This window comes from Sessilibacter sp. MAH1 (assembly GCF_054658315.1).
This window is the reverse complement of the sequence record NZ_BAAGIC010000009.1, coordinates 108,848-131,605: the sequence shown is the minus strand read 5'-3', so window position 1 is coordinate 131,605 and position 22,758 is coordinate 108,848. Positions and strand designations below refer to the sequence as shown.

18 protein-coding genes are annotated in these 22,758 nt (G+C 40.4%); 14 read left to right on the top strand and 4 right to left on the bottom strand.

The genetic code is table 11. The annotated features are described in order from the left end of the window. Positions 1-779: 779 nt before the first annotated feature. From ACYQ28_RS10880 to ACYQ28_RS10850, 7 genes are all read left to right on the top strand, one after another. Positions 780-2,351 (top strand): anthranilate synthase component 1, encoded by a 1,572-nt coding sequence (locus ACYQ28_RS10880; protein ID WP_460049985.1) that lies wholly within the window; start codon positions 780-782, stop codon positions 2,349-2,351. After that, a complete protein-coding gene (locus ACYQ28_RS10875) occupies positions 2,348-2,965 on the top strand; it encodes an aminodeoxychorismate/anthranilate synthase component II (RefSeq protein WP_460049987.1) in 618 nt (205 codons plus the stop codon). The genes ACYQ28_RS10880 and ACYQ28_RS10875 overlap by 4 nt, the downstream gene beginning before the upstream one ends. Continuing rightward, positions 2,934-4,007, top strand: a complete 1,074-nt coding sequence (locus tag ACYQ28_RS10870; RefSeq protein WP_460049989.1) for a hypothetical protein — start codon at positions 2,934-2,936, stop codon at positions 4,005-4,007. Before ACYQ28_RS10875 ends, ACYQ28_RS10870 begins: the two co-directional genes overlap by 32 nt. Positions 4,008-4,108: 101 nt before the next feature. After that, positions 4,109-4,909: an indole-3-glycerol phosphate synthase TrpC gene (trpC, locus tag ACYQ28_RS10865; RefSeq protein WP_460049991.1), complete on the top strand. Its 801-nt coding sequence runs from the start codon at positions 4,109-4,111 to the stop codon at positions 4,907-4,909. After that, positions 4,909-6,105, top strand: coding sequence for a tryptophan synthase subunit beta (gene trpB / locus ACYQ28_RS10860; RefSeq protein ID WP_460049993.1), 1,197 nt, complete (start codon positions 4,909-4,911; stop codon positions 6,103-6,105). Before trpC ends, trpB begins: the two co-directional genes overlap by 1 nt. Continuing rightward, the gene (gene trpA / locus ACYQ28_RS10855; RefSeq protein ID WP_460049995.1) at positions 6,098-6,907 is read left to right on the top strand and encodes a tryptophan synthase subunit alpha; all 810 of its coding nucleotides are present in this window, start codon (positions 6,098-6,100) and stop codon (positions 6,905-6,907) included. Before trpB ends, trpA begins: the two co-directional genes overlap by 8 nt. A 363-nt stretch (positions 6,908-7,270) precedes the next feature. Next, on the top strand, positions 7,271-9,151 hold the full coding sequence (locus ACYQ28_RS10850; protein ID WP_460049997.1) for a DNA recombination protein RmuC: 1,881 nt from the start codon (positions 7,271-7,273) through the stop codon (positions 9,149-9,151). A 98-nt stretch (positions 9,152-9,249) separates the two neighbouring features. Here the strand turns inward: ACYQ28_RS10850 and ACYQ28_RS10845 are convergent, their stop codons facing one another. Continuing rightward, positions 9,250-9,849 (bottom strand): endonuclease dU, encoded by a 600-nt coding sequence (locus tag ACYQ28_RS10845; RefSeq protein WP_460049999.1) that lies wholly within the window; start codon positions 9,847-9,849, stop codon positions 9,250-9,252. A 417-nt stretch (positions 9,850-10,266) separates the two neighbouring features. On the opposite strand from ACYQ28_RS10845, the gene ACYQ28_RS10840 reads away from it, so the two are divergent. After that, positions 10,267-10,821, top strand: a complete 555-nt coding sequence (locus ACYQ28_RS10840) for a TMEM165/GDT1 family protein (protein ID WP_460050001.1) — start codon at positions 10,267-10,269, stop codon at positions 10,819-10,821. A gap of 127 nt (positions 10,822-10,948) precedes the next feature. Here ACYQ28_RS10840 and ACYQ28_RS10835 read toward each other — a convergent pair whose 3' ends face one another. Further along, on the bottom strand, positions 10,949-11,311 hold the full coding sequence (locus ACYQ28_RS10835) for a hypothetical protein (protein ID WP_460050003.1): 363 nt from the start codon (positions 11,309-11,311) through the stop codon (positions 10,949-10,951). 351 nt (positions 11,312-11,662) lie between these two features. Between ACYQ28_RS10835 and ACYQ28_RS10830 the strand changes: the two genes are divergently transcribed. Together ACYQ28_RS10830 and ACYQ28_RS10825 are read left to right on the top strand one after the other, a co-directional pair. Then, positions 11,663-12,418, top strand: a complete 756-nt coding sequence (locus ACYQ28_RS10830) for an AHH domain-containing protein (protein WP_460050005.1) — start codon at positions 11,663-11,665, stop codon at positions 12,416-12,418. A gap of 4 nt (positions 12,419-12,422) precedes the next feature. Then, positions 12,423-13,040 carry a hypothetical protein gene (locus tag ACYQ28_RS10825; RefSeq protein WP_460050007.1) on the top strand — a complete coding sequence of 206 codons (618 nt, stop codon included), beginning with the start codon at positions 12,423-12,425 and terminating at the stop codon, positions 13,038-13,040. A gap of 215 nt (positions 13,041-13,255) precedes the next feature. Here ACYQ28_RS10825 and ACYQ28_RS10820 read toward each other — a convergent pair whose 3' ends face one another. Further along, positions 13,256-15,367, bottom strand: a complete 2,112-nt coding sequence (locus tag ACYQ28_RS10820; protein ID WP_460050009.1) for an AAA family ATPase — start codon at positions 15,365-15,367, stop codon at positions 13,256-13,258. Positions 15,368-15,783: 416 nt separating this feature from the next. Here ACYQ28_RS10820 and ACYQ28_RS10815 point away from each other — a divergent pair, with 416 nt between their 5' ends. Further along, on the top strand, positions 15,784-16,215 hold the full coding sequence (locus tag ACYQ28_RS10815; RefSeq protein WP_460050011.1) for a DUF6088 family protein: 432 nt from the start codon (positions 15,784-15,786) through the stop codon (positions 16,213-16,215). A gap of 184 nt (positions 16,216-16,399) precedes the next feature. Here ACYQ28_RS10815 and ACYQ28_RS10810 read toward each other — a convergent pair whose 3' ends face one another. Then, positions 16,400-17,221 (bottom strand): hypothetical protein, encoded by an 822-nt coding sequence (locus ACYQ28_RS10810; RefSeq protein ID WP_460050013.1) that lies wholly within the window; start codon positions 17,219-17,221, stop codon positions 16,400-16,402. 596 nt (positions 17,222-17,817) lie between these two features. Between ACYQ28_RS10810 and ACYQ28_RS10805 the strand changes: the two genes are divergently transcribed. From ACYQ28_RS10805 to ACYQ28_RS10795, 3 genes are read left to right on the top strand one after another with little or no spacing between them, the layout of a single operon-like run. Next, the gene (locus tag ACYQ28_RS10805; protein ID WP_460050015.1) at positions 17,818-20,214 is read left to right on the top strand and encodes a TnsA endonuclease N-terminal domain-containing protein; all 2,397 of its coding nucleotides are present in this window, start codon (positions 17,818-17,820) and stop codon (positions 20,212-20,214) included. Between the two features lie 3 nt (positions 20,215-20,217). Continuing rightward, positions 20,218-21,255, top strand: coding sequence for an AAA family ATPase (locus ACYQ28_RS10800; protein ID WP_460050017.1), 1,038 nt, complete (start codon positions 20,218-20,220; stop codon positions 21,253-21,255). Positions 21,256-21,257: 2 nt separating this feature from the next. Further along, positions 21,258-22,556 carry a TniQ family protein gene (locus ACYQ28_RS10795; protein ID WP_460050019.1) on the top strand — a complete coding sequence of 433 codons (1,299 nt, stop codon included), beginning with the start codon at positions 21,258-21,260 and terminating at the stop codon, positions 22,554-22,556. Positions 22,557-22,758: the final 202 nt, after the last annotated feature.

Genomic DNA, 22,758 nt, shown 5'->3' with positions numbered 1-22,758 from the left:
CTCATCTATTTATCTCCGTTACTTCTCACACGACCTATTTATGTATCTGCCCGGACACTGATTTAGACCCAGCCATAAACCAACCTGTGACAAAAATTTTTTATGTCACACACTAAAAGCACCCTCAGTCTAAAAAGAAGACGCAAAATCCAAGTTGCTTTGATTTTTGAGCAAAGAGCGACCAACCATTAATAACGTGCTACTAATGTTTACACCAACTGGTAGAGCGGTTAGTTAGAGGCTTCTATATCCATTAGGGGCCCTAGAAGATCCATTAGAGGCCCTAGAAGATCCATTAGAGGCCCTAGAAGAAATTATTACTTGATGTACAAATTAATAACGATACGCAGTGGTAAGCTAAAAAATTAACATTAATAAAAGCTTTTTATAACAGTTTATAGAAAACTCTGATTAACCCAGAGCTTCCCGAGACACTGGGATGTGTCGCCAATTTCAGGAACTGTAAGTGGTTGAAATTGTATAGAGATTTGAAATTACACTTTTAATTTTTTACTTCCGAATTATTCACGGATGAGTTAACCAAAAGTTTCTATAGCCACTACAAAAATAAATGTTTATCGGAAACTCTGATTAACCTAGAGTTTCTCGCGACACAAGGATGTGTCGCCAATTTCAAGAGCTGTAAGTGATTGAAATTGTGAAGAAATTGGAAATCACATTTTCAATTTCTGTACTCTGATTAAATCATGGATGAGTTAATCAGAGGTTCCTATCGATAAACACATATAAATTAATACAGACAAATAAAGGTATTCGACATGTTTGATATAAACCGGTTGTCGAGTAAAAAATTAACGGCCCGAGCAATCGAAAGGACCGGTTATTATCAAGAACAACCACTTGATGTGTTTCAAACGCTTGTAGAAAATAATCAAGAATCTGTACTGCTTGAATCGGCAGATGTCACCAGTAAAGATCGCCTTAAAAGCATACTCATTATAGATGCGGCACTAAAAATAACTTGCAACGACCTAACTATCAGCGTCGTAAGCCTGTCGAACAACGGCGACAATTTATTAAAATCTTTGTGTGATTATTTGGTTGATTACCTAAGTGAAGCCACTGAAAAAACCGCACGGTTTGAGTTTACTCGCGCAGACGCAAATTTAGATGAAGAAAAACGCCTGCTGCACAGAACAGTTTTTGAACCACTTCGATTGTTTTTAAACGCCATAACTACCGAAGATGGCGAAGAACCCATAATGGTCGCAGGTGTATTTGCTTACGATTTAATTGGTAATATTGAGCGTTTACCGCAGGTAGACGCTGATTTTAATGATTGCCCCGATTACATTTTTTATGTCAGTGAAACTCAAATTATTATCGATCACCAGCATAAAACCACTAAAATAATATCGCATATTTTTCCAAACAATGGACACATCGAAAATAATGCCACTGTTGATAATCGCAATCTTTATATCCAAGAAATTTGTCAGCAAGACATTCACTATAACCGAAGCATTAAATCTATCGATTGCGAAGAAGAGAGCAACGTTTCAGACCCAGACTTTAGCGACACCGTTAAACGCTTAAAAGACAATATTATTGCTGGCGATGTATTTCAGGTGGTTCCATCAAGAGCATTTTATGTACCTTGTTATAACACGTTTAATGCTTACTACATGTTAAAAATCACCAATCCCAGCCCCTACATGTTTTATCTCAAAACCAGTGATTTTGTCTTGTTCGGCGCCTCTCCCGAAAGCGCTTTAAAATACCAAGCATCAAACCGAGTTATAGAGGTTTACCCAATTGCAGGAACACGACCCCGTGGTAAAACCCAAAGTGGCGAATTAAATTCTGATTTAGACAGCCGCATTGAATTAGAACTTAGACAAGATAATAAAGAACTCGCCGAACACATGATGCTGGTGGATTTGGCCCGCAACGACGTAGCCAGAATTAGCGAACCTGGCACACGCTGTGTACCTGAATTACTCAAGGTCGATCGCTATTCTCATGTGATGCATCTGGTAAGCCGAGTCACCGGCACTTTAAATTTAGATCTCGATACACTTCACGCTTACCAAGCCTGCATGAATATGGGCACCTTAGTGGGCGCGCCCAAAATACGCGCCGCAGAACTTATTCGCATTGTAGAAAATAAACGTCGTGGCAGCTACGGCGGTGCCGTTGGTTATTTTGATAGCAACGGTAACATGGATACCTGCATCGTAATTCGCAGCGCCTTTGTTAAAAACAACATTGCCTGTATTCAAGCAGGCGCCGGAGTTGTGTTTGACTCCGACCCACAGTCTGAAACGGATGAAACGCGACACAAAGCGCAAGCTGTTATCAATGCCATAAAAACTGGAGGCGGTGTATGAAAATTATTTTATTGGATAATTTCGATTCATTTACCTACAACCTGGTCGCACAATTACAATTGATGAATCACGACGTCATTGTATTTCGTAATAATGTGCCAGCAACGAAAATAGCCGAACACTTATTGGATGAACCTGAAAAACGCCTACTGATGCTAAGCCCCGGCCCAGGGAACCCGACAACCGCCGGTTGTATGTCGGAGCTAATTAATTTGGTGGTTGGCAAGGTACCAATTATTGGTATTTGTTTAGGTCATCAAGCATTGGTGCAACATTTTGGCGGTTTAGTTGAACGTGCACCCATGGTGGTACATGGCAAGGCGTGCGATATCTATCACAGCTTTCATCCTATATTCTCAGGCTTATCGTCCACCATAAAGGTGGCCAGATATCATAGCTTAGTTGCCACGGCGATTCCCCCCGATTTAGATATTATCGCGGTTTCTCAAGATTCATTAGTGATGGCCATTGCGAACGAATCCAAGAAAGTGGTTGGATTTCAATTTCACCCAGAATCGATCTTAACTATCTACGGGCAAAAACTGCTTGAAAATACCGTTAATTATTTAACTTTGGAGCAACATGAATCCTCAATGGCTCAAGTTGCTGTTTGAAGACCATTTAAATATAAGTGCCAGTGAATCCCACGAGATACTACACGGTGTTTTTAATGGCGAGATTGATCCTCACGAATTAGCAATTATGCTCGTCGCCAATAAAATTACTGGACAAACAGAACCAGAATTTGCTGCAAACATAAAACAGTGGCTATCTCAACAAAACTACAATGCTAGCTTTCAAGATGTTAAACATCCCATTGTAGAAGTTACTGTTTTCGAACATAACAATAAAACCATTAACATTACGTTAACGGCAAGTTTGGTGGCCGCCTATTTAGGCGCCTATATTTTTATTCGCGATTATACAGTAAATCAACACAGTTACATTGGCCAGCAATTGCACAAGGGCTTTTTAGAAAACCGCTTAACTGAAAATTCTGTATTTAATTATGCTCTTAGTAGTCTAAACCAATTCAAGTTTGGGTACATACATTCAAACTCTCTACACGAACGGCACAATAGACGCGAGAAATCGGTCTTAACTAAGGGGCATAAAAAGGTCTACAAACAAAAAATTGTCAATCACGCAAGCAAACATCAAAACTATATCGAAGGAATTTTCTCAATACTGGATAATCCGCTACGGGCAAACGTATATTTTATTTGTATAGACGATCCTAATTTAATTAAACCTATTGCCGAGTGCTTTGCCACCTTTTCTATAGAGCGAGCGTTCATTGTCTATAGTCCCGGTGTTTCGGGTTTTTCACTGCATGCCGCGACCAAAATAACCGAAATTAATCAAAAAAAAGTGGTGCAGCACAATCTAACACCACGCTCGGTCAATTTATCGGTAAAACCTTGGAGCGCCATTATTTGTAACAAACCCCAAAATATAGTGCTCACCGAAAAAGCAGTTTTAAACGGAAGTGCAGATCTAACATTTAAACAAATAGTTGCCGCTAACGCCGGGTTATTATTAGTAGCCGCCAAAGTTTTTAAAACGCTGCCTCAAGCTACACGTGCGGCGCTCGACGTCATTAACAACGGTGAGCCGGAACTATTCTTAAGAAAACTCGTTGGAGCCTACGATTAGATTTATTCGTTTTTACAACAAGAATCTCTAGCAACTGAGGCTTAGTTACTGATTAGTTTTGAACGCGGTAAAATCATTAACTTTTAGTTTTTGGAAAAATTATGAACGGTAAAAACACGTTATTAAAAATTGTATTTTCAAAACGAGAACACGTAAAACAGCTAAAATCGAGTTATGGATTTATAGATCCAAAACCTAAAAGACTGTCTTTTAAAATTTTTGACGCCCTCAAAAAACCCAACCCTACTTTTATTTTGGAGTGTAAAAAGGCAAGCCCTTCAAAAGGTATAATTCGCCAACACTTTCATCTACCGGATATCATTAACATATACAACAAACACGCCAGTGTAATCTCTGTATTAACCGACGAAGAATATTTCCACGGCAGCTTTCACAATTTAGCCGCGGCGAGATCGTTAACACGCTTACCTATTTTGTGCAAAGATTTCATCATCGATGAATATCAAATAAAACTGGCAGCGCTTCTAGGCGCGGATGCGATTCTGCTGATGCTTTCAATTTTATCGGATGATCAGTATCGGCGTTTGCATGCCCTAGCCGATCAATTAGGTTTGGAGATCATTACAGAAATCAGTAATTTCGATGAATTAGAACGTGCAAAAATACTGAAACCCAAAATTGTCGGCATAAACAATCGTGATTTAAGAACACTGCAAACTGATATCAATAAAACCGTCGAACTTTCCCAACATATAGATCATCGCAGCGCCATAATTTCTGAATCAGGCATTACAGATTATCAAGATATTTGCAAGCTAAGCGCCCACGCTAATGGCTTTCTTATTGGCAGTCATTTGATGATGCAACCAGATTTAGAAAACGCCTGCGATAATTTATTGTATGGAACCTATCCAATTTCTCAACACGGGGCTTTGCGTTAATGTTACCTCTGATAAACCCTTATTTTGGCGACTACGGCGGTATGTTTGTACCGCAAATTTTAATGCCGGTTCTGCTTGATTTAGAACAGGCCTTTATAGAAGCCGTAGAAGACCCAGCATTTAATCAAGAACTTAGCACCCTATTAAGTGAATATGCCGGTCGACCAACGCCATTAACCTTGTGTAAAAACCTAGCGGAAAATACACCCGCAAAAATTTATCTAAAGCGCGAAGATCTGTTGCATGGCGGCGCTCACAAAACCAATCAAGTATTGGCGCAAGCCCTACTCGCCAAACGCATGGGTAAAACATCTATTATTGCTGAAACCGGTGCTGGTCAACACGGTGTTGCTACGGCACTCGCCTGCGCGTTATTAAATTTAAAGTGCCGCGTTCATATGGGCGCAAAAGACATAGAACGACAAAGCCCCAATGTTTTTCGCATGAAATTAATGGGTGCAGAAATAATTCCCGTAACCAGCGGATCAGCCACCTTAAAAGACGCCTGCAACAGTGCCTTTAGAGATTGGATAGGTTCCTACGAAGATTCACACTATTTATTAGGCACCGCGGCCGGGCCGCATCCCTACCCCACCATTGTGCGCGAATTTCAGCGAATTATTGGTAAAGAGGCCCGCGAACAAATTATCAAACAGGCGGGACGATTGCCAGACCAAGTTATTGCCTGTGTGGGTGGAGGCTCAAACGCAATTGGTATATTTGCCGATTTTTTAGCGGATAAATCCGTACAATTAATTGGCGTTGAACCGGCTGGATTAGGCGTAGATACTAATCATCACGGTGCTGCCATTATGAAAGGTTCTACCGGTATTATGTTTGGCATGAAAGCGCCGGTTTTGCAAAATTCCGACGGACAAATTCTTGAATCTTATTCGGTTTCTGCCGGTTTGGATTTTCCCTCCATCGGCCCGGAACACGCCTATCTTCGCGACGTTAAACGCGCAGAGTACGTAAGTGCTACCGACAAAGAAGCCATCGCAGCCTTTCAACTATTGGCCGAAAAAGAAGGTATTATTCCAGCACTGGAATCTTCTCATGCACTTGCTTATGCGCTAAAGGTCGCGAAAAAATGTACCACTGATACGATAATAATCGTGAACATTTCCGGCCGCGGCGACAAGGATATTTTTACGGTACAAAAAATTCTCGAATCTGGGAGTATTCAACATGCGTAATCGCTACGATGAGGTTTTCCAGCGTTTAAAACATAATAACGAACTCGCATTTGTGCCTTTTGTAACGCTAGGTGATCCAAACTATGAAACCTCGTTACACATTATTCAGGCATTAATTGATGAAGGCTGCGATGCGCTAGAATTGGGAATTCCGTTCTCAGACCCTCTAGCCGACGGCCCGGTTATACAACAGGCAAATCTTCGCGCACTTAAACATCACATCAATACGCAACAATGTTTTCATATCATTGAAAGCATTCGCGCCTTAAACCCAAACATTGCAATTGGCCTATTGGTGTATGCGAACCTTGTTTTTAAAACCGGGCTAGATCAATTCTACCAGATGGCAACAAGCTCCGGCGTGGACTCTATTTTAGTAGCCGATGTACCTATTCACGAGGCAGAACCCTATTTAAACAGCGCCAATAAACATCACATTGCGCCGGTATTTATGATTCCACCTAACATTGATTTGACCAGCTTAGAAAAAATTGCCGGTCAACAATGTGCGTACTTTTATTTAATGTCGCGCCCCGGAGTAACCGGCGCCGAACTCGCTGCAACCATGCCTAAGCAGGAATTTATCGAAAAAATTAAATCCATCACCAAAACGCCTTTGTTGTTGGGTTTTGGCGTAAGCACGCCCGCGCAAATTTTGCAGGCAAAACAGGCTCAACTAGACGGTGTTATCAGTGGCTCATCGGTGATTAAATACATTGATGTGTTTCAATCGAAAGCCGAAATTATCGAATCGATTAGCTATTATGTTCGACAAATGAAACAAGCAACTCGCCAAAACTGATTTAATAATCCCTGGTTTAATGTTGTATTATAAGCTCGATTAAATCAGGGATGAGTTAATCAGAGCCTCCTATACGTGAGGCAGAAATGTTTATAAATCCACATGTTATTTAATTCCTAATCCAAAAACCTCTCCACATAATCTGTCCAGCTCTCTAACGTCTTTCAATTCTTCGGCAAAAGACGTTTCATTAAACGCAACCTTTAACCGATTAGGAATCGCTCCTTCAAAAGGCTACAATGTCTGCATTGATACGCCTTGTAGGCTTGGCAGCGTCGATAAGAAGTTAGTCGAAATTCAGCTTGAAATAACCCCAAATGCGCTCAACAATGCGCTTTTATGTAAGAAAACTGTGGAGTTAGTATGGAAACCCTAGCCGGGAGCCCAAATGTGTATTTTTTTGCGATAACCGTGTTGTTATTGTTAGGTTGCACGTGGTTATTAATCACACTGTTAAAACAGTCGAAGAAGCTCGCCAGCGCGGTAAGTGATTACGAACAAAGTAACCGCCAGTTGATGTTACTCACGGAAAAACACCAAGCACGCGAGCAAGAATTACGTGCAGCGCAGCAAGAGCTGCAAGGGTTAAAGATTACCGAAGGCCAACTGCAAGAACGCTTAAATGCCGCCAAATTTGTTGAGCAACAACTTAGCACTGAACGCGCAAACCTAAACGATAAAATCACTCAATACGAAGCGCAACTTGCCCAGTGGCAACAAAATCACCACAACACCGAAAAACAACTTCAAACCAGTTTAGCCGAAAAAAAATCTGTTGAAGCACAAGTCGTTGAGCTACAACAACGTCACAATGAAACCTTAAAAGAACAACGCGAAGCCAGAGACGTTATTAATCAATTAAAAGATGCCTTAGCGACCGAGGGTAAAAAATTACGCGCCATTGAGAGTCGCGAAGAAGAAATTAGTAAACAAATCACTGAATATAAAAATGCAGTACTACAAGCACAAGAAAAATACGACGCTCTTTTAGGCAAGTACCAACACTTGCAAAGCCAGTACGATAAATTAGCAACCGAGCAAAGCGAACGCGAAGCTAGCCATAAACGCGAACTAGAGAATTTTGAGAAACAAAAAAATAGTCTAGCGGAGCAATTTAAACTGTTATCTAACGAGATTTTGGATGCTAAGACCAAGGCCTTGCAAGAAAACAGCAAAATTTCGCTACACGCGGTAATGAATCCATTTCAGCAATCGATTGATAGCTTTAAAAAAGAAGTTCAAGAAATTCATCACCGGGATTCAGAACAGCAAGGTTTATTACGCAAAGAGCTGCAACAACTTAAAGAATTAAACCAAAAAATCACCACAGAAGCACACGAGCTTTCTACCGCATTACGGGGCCAAAAAAAACTACAAGGCAACTGGGGTGAACTGGTATTAGAAAACGTGCTGGATCGCAGTGGTTTGCAACTGGGTAAAGATTACCAACGCGAAGTGAGCATTAAAACCGAAGAAGGTAAGCGCAGACCCGACGTTATTGTGTATTTACCACAAGATAAACATTTAATTATTGATGCCAAGGTTTCGTTAAACGCCTACACCCGTTTTGTAAACGCCGAAGACGATTTAGAACGCGCGCAAGCATTAAAAGAACACGTACAAGCCGTGGGTGATCGCATAAAAGAATTAGCTGACCGCGACTATTACAAATTACCAGGTTTAAACTCACCAGAAATGGTATTTATGTTTATACCCATAGAATCGGCATTTGTTGAGGCGCTAAAATCCGACGAAACACTGTTCCAACAAGCCATTGAAAACAACGTACTGGTCGCCACACCAACAACGCTATTAACAAGCTTGAATATTGTGCGCCAACTGTGGCGTTACGAAGATCAAAATAAACACACCGCAGCGCTTGCCAACAAGGCAGAAGGTGTCTTTAAAAAGCTTAATACTTTTTTAGCCAGTTTTGAGAAAATTAAAAAAGGCATAGATACCGCCGCCGAAGCCTATAGTAAAGCGGAAAATCAATTAATAAGCGGTAAAGGAAACTTAGTAAAGCAAGTTGGTGAATTTAAAAATTTAGCGCCCGCCATTAAAGCAGAATTACCCAGTTATTTTGTCGAAAAAGCCGAACTAGAAGTAGACTTTATTGCTGTTGACGAATCGCTCGAAGAAACCGAAGACAGTAAAAAGCCATTAGCCATTGAAAACCCAAAGGTAAATGCGCTAGCGTCAAAAGACTCTAACAATCAAGATATGTTTGGCGAAGAGCAATAACCGAGCTGCTTTAGGAACTTATCATAAATTTATCAGCCTCTGACTAGTCTATTTTATGTCTAGTCAGAGACTTCCAATTTTTTCCTCACACATTTCTATTAAGCACGTTTACCACTCTGACCGGTTTTTACGGCCGAGCCTATCAAATGAGCCAAGCGAAGGGCTTCTGGCACGTTACCGGTATCGGTTAGCTTTATAAGTGCTCTTGCGGCAGTGTCGCTGCTGCAACCTGCACATTGAAAATAAAAGGCGTCGTGTTGATAAATTTCACCTGCCTTTAAAACCAATTCGTAACGGCTTGTATAATCATCAAAGTTTTTTAAAGCGTCATTAATGGCCGTTAGATTGGGCATTTTTCGCATAACAGCAATGCAGGGTAAATTAAGCGCGGTGCTTAATTTAGGTAAATCGATAATATTAAAACCACCAAAAGCAATACCATCGGTTAGCACTAGGTGTAGCTGCGAATAAAATTTACTATTGATGAGTAAATCAATTAACACCTCGGTTGCATTAGTACCGTCTTTTTCTAATTCTCCCCATAACATACCTTCAAAACGTGTATTCGAACAAATAATTCCCGAAAGATTAACTACAGAACCTCGCGTTTTTTGAAAGGGAGCATCGTCAAAACCGACCACACGCAGTTGTTTATCTTTGTGTAATGCTTTTTGTAAAGCTTCTTCTAATTTATGCACGCAATACCTTTGTTTATGCACATTATACCTTTGTGATTTCAATTGGTTCTGAGTTTTCTCTTCAAGGCTACCTTACCTATAGGTAGCTCCGATTTTACCATCAAATTTACCAGATCTTATTTTGCGCAATTTCGTAATAAAATAAACGCCTAACTTGCAATTCGGCTCAAGTTTTATAAAATGGCGTCCTCCTTGGGGGAGTAGTCTTCTCGTAGTTAGGGTTAATCACATAAAGTGATACCGGTGTTTTTAATACCAAACCCACAGCAGAGAGAGGCAGTCAACATACTTGAGCCCACAATGGCTTATGGCTGCATCGTGCCCATACCGGCATTGACAAGACCTAAGGTAAGTAACGACTCCATTGGTGGGAGGTCGTTGTTTACCTTATGTTTTTGTATCCCACCGGAGCTTTTTATGGACGCCTTTCTAATCTCTACCACCACCGTGGCACTGGCCGAAATCGGTGATAAAACCCAACTCCTCTCGCTGTTTTTAGCTGCTAAGTTTCGCAACAAGTGGGCAATCATTCTTGGTATATTAGTCGCGACCCTTTTAAACCACGGCGTTTCTGCTTGGTTTGGCGACTTTATCGCTCAATATTTGCAAAGTAATTTAGGCCAATGGCTGGTTGCCGGTAGCTTTATCGTATTGGGTTTGTGGTTATTAGTGCCCGATAAAGATGACAGCGAAGATTCTGGCATGCAAAAATACGGCGCCTTTGTGGCCTCAACCGTATTATTCTTTTTGGCCGAAATTGGTGATAAAACCCAAATTGCCACCGTATTACTTGGTGCACAATTCGAATCTGTATTATGGGTGACCATGGGTACGACCCTAGGTATGTTACTCGCCAACGTACCGGTAGTATTTGCAGGCGAATATCTAATGCAACGCATTCCACTTAAAATTACCCGCTTTATTGCCAGCGCCGTATTTATTGTCGTGGGTATTGTGTACGCGTTTGTTTAATCAAAGAATGTTTAACCAAGAACTTTTTAAACAAAAAATCGTTAAATAATATTTATAGAATTCTTTTATTACAGATAAACGGAATTTACTAAGCACATGGATGTGCATCCTGTAAATTTAAACCGGTTTAATTTTCCGATCTTAATAACCGATAAGCCTTGCTAAGCATTAAGGCATCGTCTTTGGCACGGTGCAAATTAAACTCTTTGGCTTCAACAAACTGTTGCCGATAACTCTCAAAACTAAGCTTTTCTTGGTCGCTCATTAATTCATACACGGAGTGAACATAAAACGATTTTGTTTTACCTACAGCGAAATACAAAATATTAATCCAATCATCATCCCACTGCGGTGCGTCGCTATAAACCACAAATTCGTCGGCTAAAAATGCATTAATTTCATCAACCACAATACCTGCGTCAATACCCTCTTGCAGTAGCGTTTCGCGTTTAATTCCGTGAAGACTTTCTGCTTGTACACTCCAATACATCCAATTCGATTCGGGTTTTATTAACCAAGATTTATTTATACCCCCTTTCACCAGTGCGACTTAAATGGGATAAGAATCAAAATTCAAACCGCTCGCTTCTATATCTAAAAATACATAATCTTCCAGTTTAAGCCTCCTAAATTATATTTAGCCTACCGACCTTTCAGTTTTACACGGTAAATTTCAAATAAAAGTTATTACAGATAACTTCCAATATAATTAAAAATATACAGTGCAAATTATTTTACATTCGCCATTCTCACGATTCCATTAACCGATAATTAGTTCACACTTTTACTGGAAAATATTTGTGACATTACCGGATTACCGATAATTGATGGAGCAATTGAAATGACAAGCTTTCAACCTAGGCAGGTACTGAATCATATTATTCAACAATTTTTAAAAAAAGCTCAAAATATCAAACCTGAAGATTCTAAAAACATATCCATCTTGTACAACCATATTAAATTGATCGCCAAATTAGAAGATCGAATTGCAAATCAAAGTTTAAAAAAGTTCCGAGCGCAAGCTGGTCAAATGTCAACTCGTGAATTATCATCCGAAAAAGGTAAACCAAGTAAACTTCGTAATAATTTAAATAAAGTAGGTATTCCTGTACCAGATGGATGCCACGCTCATCACATAGTGCCATGGAAAGAAGTCCTGGCTTATCCAGCAAGACTGGTTTTAGCAATGCATAAAATACGAATTGATGATGAAATAAATGGAGTAGCGTTACCATCTAGTAAAGTTGCGCTCGACAACAATGCCGTTGCAAAATCTCATACTATGCGCGCACCACATCTGAATCTCGGCAAAGAAGCCTATATCAATGGCTGGATTAATAGAAAAATCAACCCCAACAATACACCGACAGAAGAGTCTTTGAAACTTCAGTTGCGTATAATACAATTTAGATTTGAGACCTGTGCTCACCCAAAATTCATTTTTAAAAATTCCGAAACGTTTAAGAACATGGACGCTCAAGCGGTTATTGATCTGGACGACAAAGGAATCGAAGCAATAGAATACGATGACGACGGTAATAAAACCGCCCAGTTTTTAGCAGCTAACCCTCAATTTAGTGCTAACAAAAAAGGTTAAAACAATGTTGTATGAGGTTCAACTAGATTACTCGAATTATCTTCAACCCTCTCCCCACAAAATAATGGATGAGTATTGTGACGAGCCTTATATCTTTCAACAAGTACTCTACTTGTGTGATCCCGGCCCTAAAAAATACGTTGGCGATTGGAAGAAAGTTAAAATTCAGTTAGAACCGGAAGGTAGTAATCTGTTACAAGCTGACATCTCTGGCCTAATGGGCAAGTTATTCTTTAGTGATAAAGCACTGGAACGCTTAAAGAAAAGTTCTACTCTAAAAGCATTTTTTGAAGATTCAGCATCAGGTGAACTTATTGAGGTATTTTACGAACACAATAACCAATTAAAAACTGGGTTTTTCTTTAATCCATTGGTTACTGTTGAATCGAAAGGAGTTACGGTCGATAGTTTGGAAGATGAATACGCGAACATTTTATCTGTTTCACCACGAGCCGAGCACTTTTCGGAATTATTGTTTAAAACCGAAGAAAATCTAACTGCCGTTTACTGTACTGAAACATTTAAGGCTGCAATCGAAGAAGCAAAACTAACGGGTTTGATCTTTAAACCTGTAGAAAGTCAAACATCAACGGTCTCGATTATAAACGCTCCTGAAAATTAAAAATTAATAAGAAAAATACAACTCTTGGTTTCGGATAATAAGTGCAATTTTCTTGAAAAGAGGCCAGCTGGTATAGTCGGCCATTACTGTCGATGGATGAATAACTAGCCTCAAATTGACATAGAAAAATACGTGATATTTTTCTATGTCTAAGAGTAATTCAAGCCTAACTTAACACGGTTTGTTGGAAACAAGATGAGTAAATTCAGAGACATCTAATCGAGAATCTCTTCTATCATCTTATCACACGCATTAATTACGTATTGAGGGATAAGATCGTATTTAGTCGGATCAAGCTGGCAAATATATTCATTTTCGATATGGTAAGTCTCATTGATAAATTTTTTAATCACAGAGTTATTAGCTTTTTTTCCCATTAAAATACGGCAAAGCTGAAGCTTCTCATATCCATTTTCACAACTGAAATACAAACTCTTAATCTGGGCGGTATTTAGCAATCTTTCTAAAAGCGCGTCGTATTCGAAGCCGTCAATAAACCTATTAATCTCACTTCTTCCTGCTTCTAAAGCATTGTCGCTCATCAGAGGGTACTCTCCTTCTTCGTTCGCTGGCTCTCGATAATCCCGCGGCTCTGTCCTTTTATGGAATAGGTTTGATAGCACCTGATATGCGTCCCCTTTGTCGTCAAGAATTTCAAAGCGTCTGCGTAGATATATTAATTTGGTTATTTCGCTACAGTCTGTACTAAGAATTCCCGTGCAAATCTGGGCAAATGTTTTGATATCTTCTTCTTTAATTTGTTGCTCGGTTATATTTCCATCTTGAAGGCGTAGGTATGATGCGAATACTTGACCCTTAAATTGCTTTTTAACTGCTTTTACAGTGTCGATAATTGGTTCAACATCGTGTGTCAGCAATAAAACTGTTTTGTTTTTAAGGCAATGCTCTGGTTTTCGTTTGAATAGCATTTCCAAAATTGCATATTTTTTGTTCTTGTCAAAAGATGAGATTGGATCGTCGAGTATGATCAAATTTGGTTTCTTGGATAAACACTCGTACATGAACAATACGATAGAAAAAGCGTTACGCTCTCCGAAGCTTAAGTGCTGAGTACCACCGCTTATGTGTATAGAGTGATCCACATGCTTAAGCTTTAGCTGCGACTGCTCTCCTTCTCCAATGATTTCAACTATATATTTGTAGCCTGCATTTATTAGGAAGCTATTTATATCCGTCTGATGTTTTTCGATTAGTTGAGTGATCTTTCTTCGCTGAATATTTATCTTACCTTGCAGTGGGCCAGCCTGAAGTACAAGGTCGTCGATCGATTGGTTAATTCTGTCGGTTGCTTCTCTCGTTTTTTCGGAATTGAGTGTGTCAAAGAACTGAAGGTCTATCTTATAGGTTGGTAGTTTCGCACCAACATTTTCCCCTTCTTGAAAGTGGAAGCTTGACAGTGCTCTTGTTCTTTCTAGTTTTTCGATTAGATCGTCTATTTGAGATTTGATGTTCACTATGAAAGTTTCGTGTTCTTTCTCGATACCGTCTTTTAGTGAAGAGATAATGTCTAGCTTATTCCGCGTATCTTCTGAGAAGAATTCGCCTAGGTCTTGAATGATACTAATGATCTTGACTAGATTGTTAATTAAGTTTTTATTGTATTCCTTGCCTACCTTTTCAATTTGTTCTTTTTTTTCAGTGGCGTCAGACGAGCAAAAAGGGCAGCTATTTGATAACTCTGAGAACTCTTTGTGCCCCTTGGTTTGCCAATCTATCCAGCTGACACTTTTTTTGCTTTGAATGAATGGCTGGTAAACTTCTAAACTAGCTGGAATATGCTCGATCTTATTTCCACTGGACAAACCTTTCATACCGCTGGAGGCTTTAGATAGGCCGCCATTTGCGGTAACTTTGAATGCATCACTCAGAGCTTTTAAGTTTTTTATTAGCTTTTCAAGGTCAGGATTATTGGTGAATTGTTCTTGGATATTTCGAACAAGTTGATTGATTTCTTGCTCGGTTGCTTTGTAATTGTCATCCCTGATTAGAATGTCGAAGCTCTTATCGAGAAGTTCATCTGGTTTGAATGTGAATTGGTTGACATACGCCTCATTAAAACACATTGTTGCGCCGATGCCTTCTATGCCAGTAACAGTGGGCTGATTGCCGTCAGGATTACTTTCTCTGTATTTGAATGGCATTAGCTCATTTAGAGAGTCTTTGCTATCCATTTGACTAAGTCGAATTGCATTTGCAAGCGTACTTTTTCCTGTGCCATTAGGAGCAAATTTGATGTTTAGCTTATTGTTGCCTATTGAAATTGTTGCCAAGTCAATGTTGTTGCAGTGTTTGATACAAACTTCCATTTCGCCTTCCTTTAACTCCCTTTGTTTATTTTATCGTTTTTAGCTTTAATGGAGCCCTATTTGGCCTTTCACATCAAAGCGGGGAAAATATCAAAGCTATTCGGGTAATGTAACCTAGGATTTTATGTAGATCTTTTGGAGAAGCAGTTACTAGGACAGCCGAAAAAACAGAAATATGAGGCTTTGAAATACAAAAGAGGGTTTCAGAAATGGTTATGTTTTCTAACACTTTTATTTAGAAGGTTAAAATGGTGGGTGTTATTTCCAGCATAGTGTGTCCGCTTTCGTTCATCATAGATTGTCCGCATACAATGCAGGGTTTTACTCTTTTTCTGTATAACCCACCTTTTAATTATCTTTAGTTGACCCTAATGTTATAGCAATCTAGTCTAGTTCGGGATTGATGGAACCTGATCATGACGATGACCGTATTAGCAAAAATCCAAGATAAACTACTTAAATTTAAGCTGGGTAAGCCAATACTTTATAGGGAGTTAAAGGAATTTGGGTCTAACTCCTCTACTCAAAGAGCAATACGTCATTTATGCCAGCGAGGGGATTTGGTGCGGGTTATGGTTGCCTTCTATGTTCGTCCAAAGCTTCTTGATTCAGTACCCGGTGTTGCTATTACATGTAGTCCAGAAGACTTGACTCTAGCTTGGGCTGGAGAGCAAAACCACATCCTGACTACAACAAGCTTTGAAGAATCCTACCGTCTTGGGTTTCAAACCCAAATGCCAGTGAAAAAGCTATTTTGGACGAGTGGACTCAATAGGGCCTTTGTTGTGGGTAACTCAACAATATCAGTCAGGCACGTATCTAGCTTCAAGCTTTTATGGCATGACTAGCCGGTTGGTTATTTATACAGGGCATTACTAGACCTCCCTTACGAACACACTAAAGAAAGCGAGATTCATAGTGCGTTGCGAAGGCTATATGATTCAGAAAATGAAATACGATCGGCGTTGAATTAAATGGTTGGAGTTAGGCTGCTACGTAACTGGCATCCAAAATTACAATCTGTCCTAGGCCTCATGGATCCTTAATTTCGGCACATGTTTGTATTTCTTCAGGCAGTTCTACCCATCTCGGGTCTTGTTTATACCAAGGTAAGATAATTATCTCCTGATCTATATTCCTTTGTATTGCTTCCCAGTTAGCACTTACACGCTGCTCTGAAAAAGTTACCTTGCGATGCAAGTGAGTGATGAATTCTTGCAGTTCAGCTGTAAAACCGTGGAATATTTTGAGTTGAGCAATCGTGGGAAGCATTCGGTATAGATGAGCCAGGCATAATGCATGCTCTTCAGCTTTTCCCTTTATTTCAGCTTCTCTTAGTAGCGCGAGAATAGCAGTAAAGCCATTTAAATCACCTCTAAGAGCTAATCCCAAGACATCATTGTGAGTCGGCGTTGGAATCGCTGAGTAGGGTTGTTCGGTATCAAGGGTATTGATAATGGTAGTGAGATAGGCCTCCCCCTCCACAGTTTCAATTGATTGCGGAGGGGCATGCTGAAAATCGGAAGAGAAAAACCAGTCGATTTCGAACCTGTCTGGTAGGCAGTTTTCGTTGAGATAGCTACGTAGCACTTTCCGAATGTTCTTCTCTGAAAAGAGTGGGAATATCTCAAGATCAAATACTTCGATGCTGCCTTGTATGTTCTCGAACTTTTCCGCTGATTGCCGAGTTGCAGCTACCTTTCCGGATTTCCACTTTCTGTAGAGCTTACTGCTTTCTCCATACTCTGGAGTAAAGCGTTCCTCAATATGGATTTTCGAGGGTGCTAAGAAATAAAGATTTCTAAGCCAAACCCTTGAACGAAATATGCGCCACTTTTTCTCAGAAAACGCCATAAGTTACGACCTTGTTTAAGTCAAGGGTCAAATTTTAACACTTTATATTTTGGAGGAAAATTTGACTCCAGACAAAGCTGCTCATATTCGTTAGCCTACGTGAGACAAACGAAGACAACCTGGGACAGCTTGTCCACTTAGCCTGCATGTGAGAAAGATGACGAAAACAGAATCGGTGTTAAGACAAAAATACGGTGAGATTATGACTCTCGAAGAGGTTAGTTCAATCTTGAGGTACCCATCTGTCGATGCAGCTAAAAAGGCACATTACCGAGGAAAGCTTCCAGTCAAACTTGCAAAGTTTCCTAAGCGGCAAGGGTGGTTTGCTTCGACTGCCGATGTGGCGAGATGCATTGACTTCCTAACAGTTGAATAATCCGAAAATTTATTATTGGGAGGTAACATGTTGAATTAGAAACAAAAAAGCCGAAATCAATAACTTGACTTCGGCCTTTAGGGAAGGTGATACCTTCAGCTTCGTAAACTAAGTATCGCCCCACCTAATGCCGTTAGTCAAGAATTCATTATCAATTTTTACAGTTGAGGGTTCGTGTCGCCTGATTTTCATCAGCGACCGGCCTCGCAGAGGAATACTTATGCTTAATAAAACTGAATTCTGGCGATACACCAATATAACTCATCAATTTTGCGAACCGGCGAAGGAATATATCGGTGACACAAGATCATCAGAAGCATCGAGAATGGTAGGTACACGAGCAGTAAATAACGTGTGCTCGTTTATAGTTTCGAAAAAAATGAACCACACAATTTCTACTGAAAGTCGTTCTGCAGAACGGTCATTTTTGTTGTTGAGTGAATATGATTCACGAACATTAGAAATTTGGGATCAGCCTGAACCTATTAAGGTACAAAGAACTGATAAGAATGGAAAAAAACGGTCTGGTAGCTATACGCCTGATTTCTTGGTGTTGACTGAAACCGGAGCAATTATCGTAGAAGCTAAAACTTCAGATGAAGTTGAAAAACAATTAAAGAAGAAGCCTGAAGACTGGAAACGTTGCCCAGATGGACGATCCGTTGAATACCTACCAGCAAAAGAAGCGTTTTCTAAAATTGGTCTCCGGCACTCCGTATATATTTACGATCCTTCGGATAGGTACCGCATTGCTAACTTAGAGCTAATGATGAGGTCTAGGGGGGCTGATGAGTTATGTCCAATAGTTGAAGAAAAGATTTTCCATAAATTTAACAAATCATTTGCGTGGAATATGCATGATCTGAAACGCGATCTTGGATTGTCGAGCTATCAGCCAATTATTCAGTTGGTTGATGAGAATAAACTATTTTTTAAAATAGATCGTGAGCTTCTAAGCGACCCCAAAAGCTGTATTTTGGTTATGTCGAAAACTCTATTGGATGCAGCTCATGAACTATTTGGTGTTGAAAAGATTTATTGTGACGAGATGCTTGGGGAGCTATCTGTTTCTAGATTCCCTTCTGCAAAGACGGCAAATGATGCGCTGAAACGATTAGAGAGAGTAGAGGGTGGAGAGTCGAGTCGAAACGTGAGGCGTTGGAGGGAGAAAATTAGAAAAGGTAAAGAGCTTGGACTAACACCTTTTCAGTCGCTCGTTTCACAGAAATATTTGTCTGGTAATCGAGAATCTCGAATAAGTTCGAGAGTAATTGAATTCGTGATGAAATATATTTATGACATCCACGCCGTTAGTGCAGGGCTCTCTGATTATCGGAGCTACTTTAAATACAAAGATTTAGCAATCCTGGAGCATCCAAAGCTTGATCCCGTATCTAGGAACACTTTTAATCACAGGTTAAAACTCATTCCAGAAAATATTATTGCGGCAAAGAGAGGTGGGAAGCGAGCTCGAAACGCAAAGTCAGAGCCCTCTAACCCAATTAAGCGTTCACTTAAACCTCAGCTTGCTTGGCAGTCTGCGGCAGTGGACCACTACCTGGCTGACATCTATCTCATTTACTTTTCGAGTCGAGGAGTTGCGAACGTGATGCGTCCTTGGGTGTCGGCGATGATTGATCTGTCTTCCTCTGCTGTTCTAGCGGTAACTATATCATTTAAGTCACCGTCAAGAGCATCCGATGCCAAGCTTATACGTGAATGTGTAAGGAAGCATGGAAAATTACCTAATGAAATTATTGCGGATCGTGGAAGTGATTTTACATCTAAATATTTTGCATCCTTGATGGCTCATTACGGGGTTGATTATGTGCTAAGGCCTGCAGGCCATTCGAGGTTTGGAGGAGAAGTCGAAGGTTTTTTTGGTGAGTTTAAAAAACAGTGGTTAAGCCAGCGCGCGGGAAATTTGGCTGATTATGAGGAAGTGAGAGCGGTGGATGGTGAGTTTTCTCCGGAAAAAAATGCGGTCTTGAGACCATATGATTTTTATCGTGAGATAAATGAATTCTGTAATTGGAGAGACAATAAAAGTCGTGGGAATTGTACTAAGTCATCGGCATTTAAGGTAGATGAGGATCAATCTGGCTTCCCATTTCTAGGTATTGAGATCAATTACGATAATGATTTTATGTTGGCCACCGCTGTTGAGTCCAGAGAATATAAAGTGGATTTGCAAAGGGGAATACATCTCAATGGAATGTGGTATTGGCATCCAGATGTTGCCAAATCGAGAGGCAAGAAAAGTAAGTTGGAGGTACGTCTAGACCCTGAAAATCCACACGTAGTTTATGCGCTCGTTGATAATAATTGGGTGACTTGCGGTAGTTCAAAACTAAATGCCTTTTCCTCGAAAGACAAAATTTCTCAGTTTGTTGAAGGGCTTGAACTAATTGAAAGTATGCCGGAAAAAAGATTGATCAAAGAGGAAGCCGACCTTGATCTAGCAAGAGTAATTCGCGAGATGGATAGTGTCTCAGAAAGTGATCATGGTGTGCCGTTTATAGAGTTTGATCAAGGAGATAAAGAAACTCCACCTTCAGTTTTTGAACAAATTAAAGAATCGCAAGTGAAGTCTTTAACTATCGAGTTGTGGGGGTAGGCTATGGATTTTAATTTTGATTCCTTACCAAATTTTGATGTCAAAATTACGCATCGAAACTGGCAAATGGCTTTAGCTGAAGCGTTTGCGCTCATCGTGTCGGCAAGCCCCGGTGAAGTTGTTTGTATAACAGGTCCATCTCGAGCGGGTAAGTCTAAGCTGATTAGTGAACTGCGCCTTTTATTATGCGGAAAAGATATGTTTCATCGAACGGGTAAAATGCCGTCAGTAGTGGCGGAGGCTGTGAATACAGGACCAAACGGATCATTCTCAACAAAGTCATTTACTTTGCATATGTTGAATGCGGTTCGCCACCCTATGTTCTCTGAGTCAGTGTCGGATCTTGAGGAGTCGCTGATCTATCACAAAACAGATCGGTCGACCGAGACAAGCTTGCGTATTGCACTTGAAAGAGCGTTTGTAGTTCGGGGAACAAAATACCTCTTCATTGATGAAGCTCAGCACGCTAAATATACAAGCAAGGCAAGTATGGGGGCATATGCCGTAATGGATTCGTGGAAGTGTTTGGCGCAGACCTCAAAGCTAGTGTTGGTATTGGTCGGTGCCTATCCAATAGTGGATATTTTGCAAAATTCCCCACACATGCTTGGAAGGAAAAAACAAGTTCATCTTCCGCGCTATCGGCCTGTTAGTGAGGATGTAGAAGCGTTTTCAGAGATCCTTGCGAGCTACGACTCAATTCTAGATTTGGATGGAAGTGTAAAGTCTTTGACTCGATTTGGAGATTTGATTTACGAGGGAACGTTTGGCTGTATTGGTCTTGTCAGAAGCTGGCTTTCACAGGCATCAGCAATCGCCAAACTGGAAGGCTCTGGAATTACCAAGGACATATTGGTGCGCACTAAAAAACCAGATACGGATCTTGTCTCAATTCGGGAAGAAATTGAATCGGGAGAGGAATATTTTGATTCTCTTGATCAAAATGAAGCAAAAGTGAAACGTAAATCTTCAAGGGCAAAAAGAAAAAGTAGGCCATTCAAGAGGAAGCCAGAGCGAATCCCTCCAGGAAATAGGATTTAGTGATGGTAGTTAAGCTATTGCCTGTTGCTTTGCGAAACGCGGGAACTGCAGATGCTGAGTCATTAGTATCTTATATATACCGATCTTCACTAGAGCATGGGGTATATGTTGGTGAGTTTCTACGTTTTGTGTATCGACAAGGAATTGCTGAAATCGGGGGCCCGGAAGGGTACCCCCGCATTCCTAGGTCGATGCAGTTTGGTTTGCTTGTTCGTCCAAATAAAACCACAAAAATGATTGCCAAGATCTTGGAATTAATGACGGATCAAAATATGCAATCAAGTTTACTTGGGTTTTTAGATTCTTCATTAGGACGGTCCGCAGGTGAAGTGAGTGATGATCTAAGGTGGTGCCCAGAGTGCTTTTCAGAGATGAAGAAGTCTGGAGAGGACGCGTATTTAAAGCTTATTTGGCACCTGTTAGCTATTAAGCATTGTCCTGTTCATAGGACTCCTCTTGTCAAAAACTGTGAAAATTGTGGTTGCAATCAAAAATCATTTAAACGTAACTGTTCTGTTGATATCTGCCAGCAGTGTGGTAACGATTTGTCAGTGCGTAAATATTTAGATTTCGATGAAATAGCAAATTCATGGGAAACCTCTAGTGGGGATATCCTTAAGCTCTTCGACGATTTAGCAGAGAATGAGTTTAAATTAGATCGAACCGGAGTTCCCAAGTCCATGGAAAAAATATTCGACTACTACGTGAGAAATGATCGAGAGGATGAACTTTACGAGATGATACTTAAGGATGAATTACGCTCAGTTATGTACAAACAAGAGGTAATCGATCTGAAAAAAGTTCGAAGATTCGCCTACGGTTGTGGAATGGATATTTCTGACATTCTCTGGGGGATGAGTAATATGTCGAGCGAAGTTCTGCATCCCAGTTGGTCTGCCGATTTGCCACCTAACTTGCAGAGGGTTAGCCATAAGAACAGAAGGAGTCATTCGGAAGTTTTAGCGCAACTCAGAGCTATTATCGAGTCCGTCTCAACCCCTCCATCTCTCAAAAGCTTAGCTAGAAAGGCTGACGTATCAGTTGGTTACCTCGAGTACCGTTTCCCCGACTTAGCAAGGGAAGTGGTGAGTAACCACAAACAGCATAGAGATGAGGAGCTCCAAAAAAAGCGTGATCAGGCTAAAGCAAATGCCTTGGCATTTTTTGTAGAGGAGCGATATTTCGAGCACACAAAATCTAGAAAGGAGGCTTATCGAGTATTGAGAGAAGAGACTGGGTTGCCGAAGTTTATGTTAAAGCAGGCTATTCAGGATGCTTTTAGCAAAATTTACACGGAGTAGCTCCATCGGTACGAACACTCTGCACGATTGACTTTTCGAAATTTTGGATGATTAATTAATTTGTAGTAACTTAAACCGCCCTGAAAGACATTGCGCTATTCACAATAGAAGGCGGGTTAAATAGGGGGCGATGGTAAGCGCCAAACCAACCACACTCTACACAGCCCGCAATAAAGAAGCTAACCTCTCAAACCAATTAATC

Coding starts and splice junctions, on each gene's coding strand:
- ACYQ28_RS10880 (WP_460049985.1), top strand. CDS start 780: ATGTTTGATATAAACCGGTTGTCGAGTAAAAAATTAACGGCCCGAGCA.
- ACYQ28_RS10810 (WP_460050013.1), bottom strand. CDS start 17,221: ATGGCGTTTTCTGAGAAAAAGTGGCGCATATTTCGTTCAAGGGTTTGG.
- ACYQ28_RS10795 (WP_460050019.1), top strand. CDS start 21,258: ATGGTAGTTAAGCTATTGCCTGTTGCTTTGCGAAACGCGGGAACTGCA.
- ACYQ28_RS10820 (WP_460050009.1), bottom strand. CDS start 15,367: ATGGAAGTTTGTATCAAACACTGCAACAACATTGACTTGGCAACAATT.
- trpB (WP_460049993.1), top strand. CDS start 4,909: ATGTTACCTCTGATAAACCCTTATTTTGGCGACTACGGCGGTATGTTT.
- ACYQ28_RS10840 (WP_460050001.1), top strand. CDS start 10,267: ATGGACGCCTTTCTAATCTCTACCACCACCGTGGCACTGGCCGAAATC.
- ACYQ28_RS10835 (WP_460050003.1), bottom strand. CDS start 11,311: ATGTATTGGAGTGTACAAGCAGAAAGTCTTCACGGAATTAAACGCGAA.
- trpC (WP_460049991.1), top strand. CDS start 4,109: ATGAACGGTAAAAACACGTTATTAAAAATTGTATTTTCAAAACGAGAA.
- ACYQ28_RS10805 (WP_460050015.1), top strand. CDS start 17,818: ATGCTTAATAAAACTGAATTCTGGCGATACACCAATATAACTCATCAA.
- trpA (WP_460049995.1), top strand. CDS start 6,098: ATGCGTAATCGCTACGATGAGGTTTTCCAGCGTTTAAAACATAATAAC.
- ACYQ28_RS10815 (WP_460050011.1), top strand. CDS start 15,784: ATGACGATGACCGTATTAGCAAAAATCCAAGATAAACTACTTAAATTT.
- ACYQ28_RS10830 (WP_460050005.1), top strand. CDS start 11,663: ATGACAAGCTTTCAACCTAGGCAGGTACTGAATCATATTATTCAACAA.
- ACYQ28_RS10875 (WP_460049987.1), top strand. CDS start 2,348: ATGAAAATTATTTTATTGGATAATTTCGATTCATTTACCTACAACCTG.
- ACYQ28_RS10825 (WP_460050007.1), top strand. CDS start 12,423: ATGTTGTATGAGGTTCAACTAGATTACTCGAATTATCTTCAACCCTCT.
- ACYQ28_RS10800 (WP_460050017.1), top strand. CDS start 20,218: ATGGATTTTAATTTTGATTCCTTACCAAATTTTGATGTCAAAATTACG.
- ACYQ28_RS10850 (WP_460049997.1), top strand. CDS start 7,271: ATGGAAACCCTAGCCGGGAGCCCAAATGTGTATTTTTTTGCGATAACC.
- ACYQ28_RS10870 (WP_460049989.1), top strand. CDS start 2,934: ATGAATCCTCAATGGCTCAAGTTGCTGTTTGAAGACCATTTAAATATA.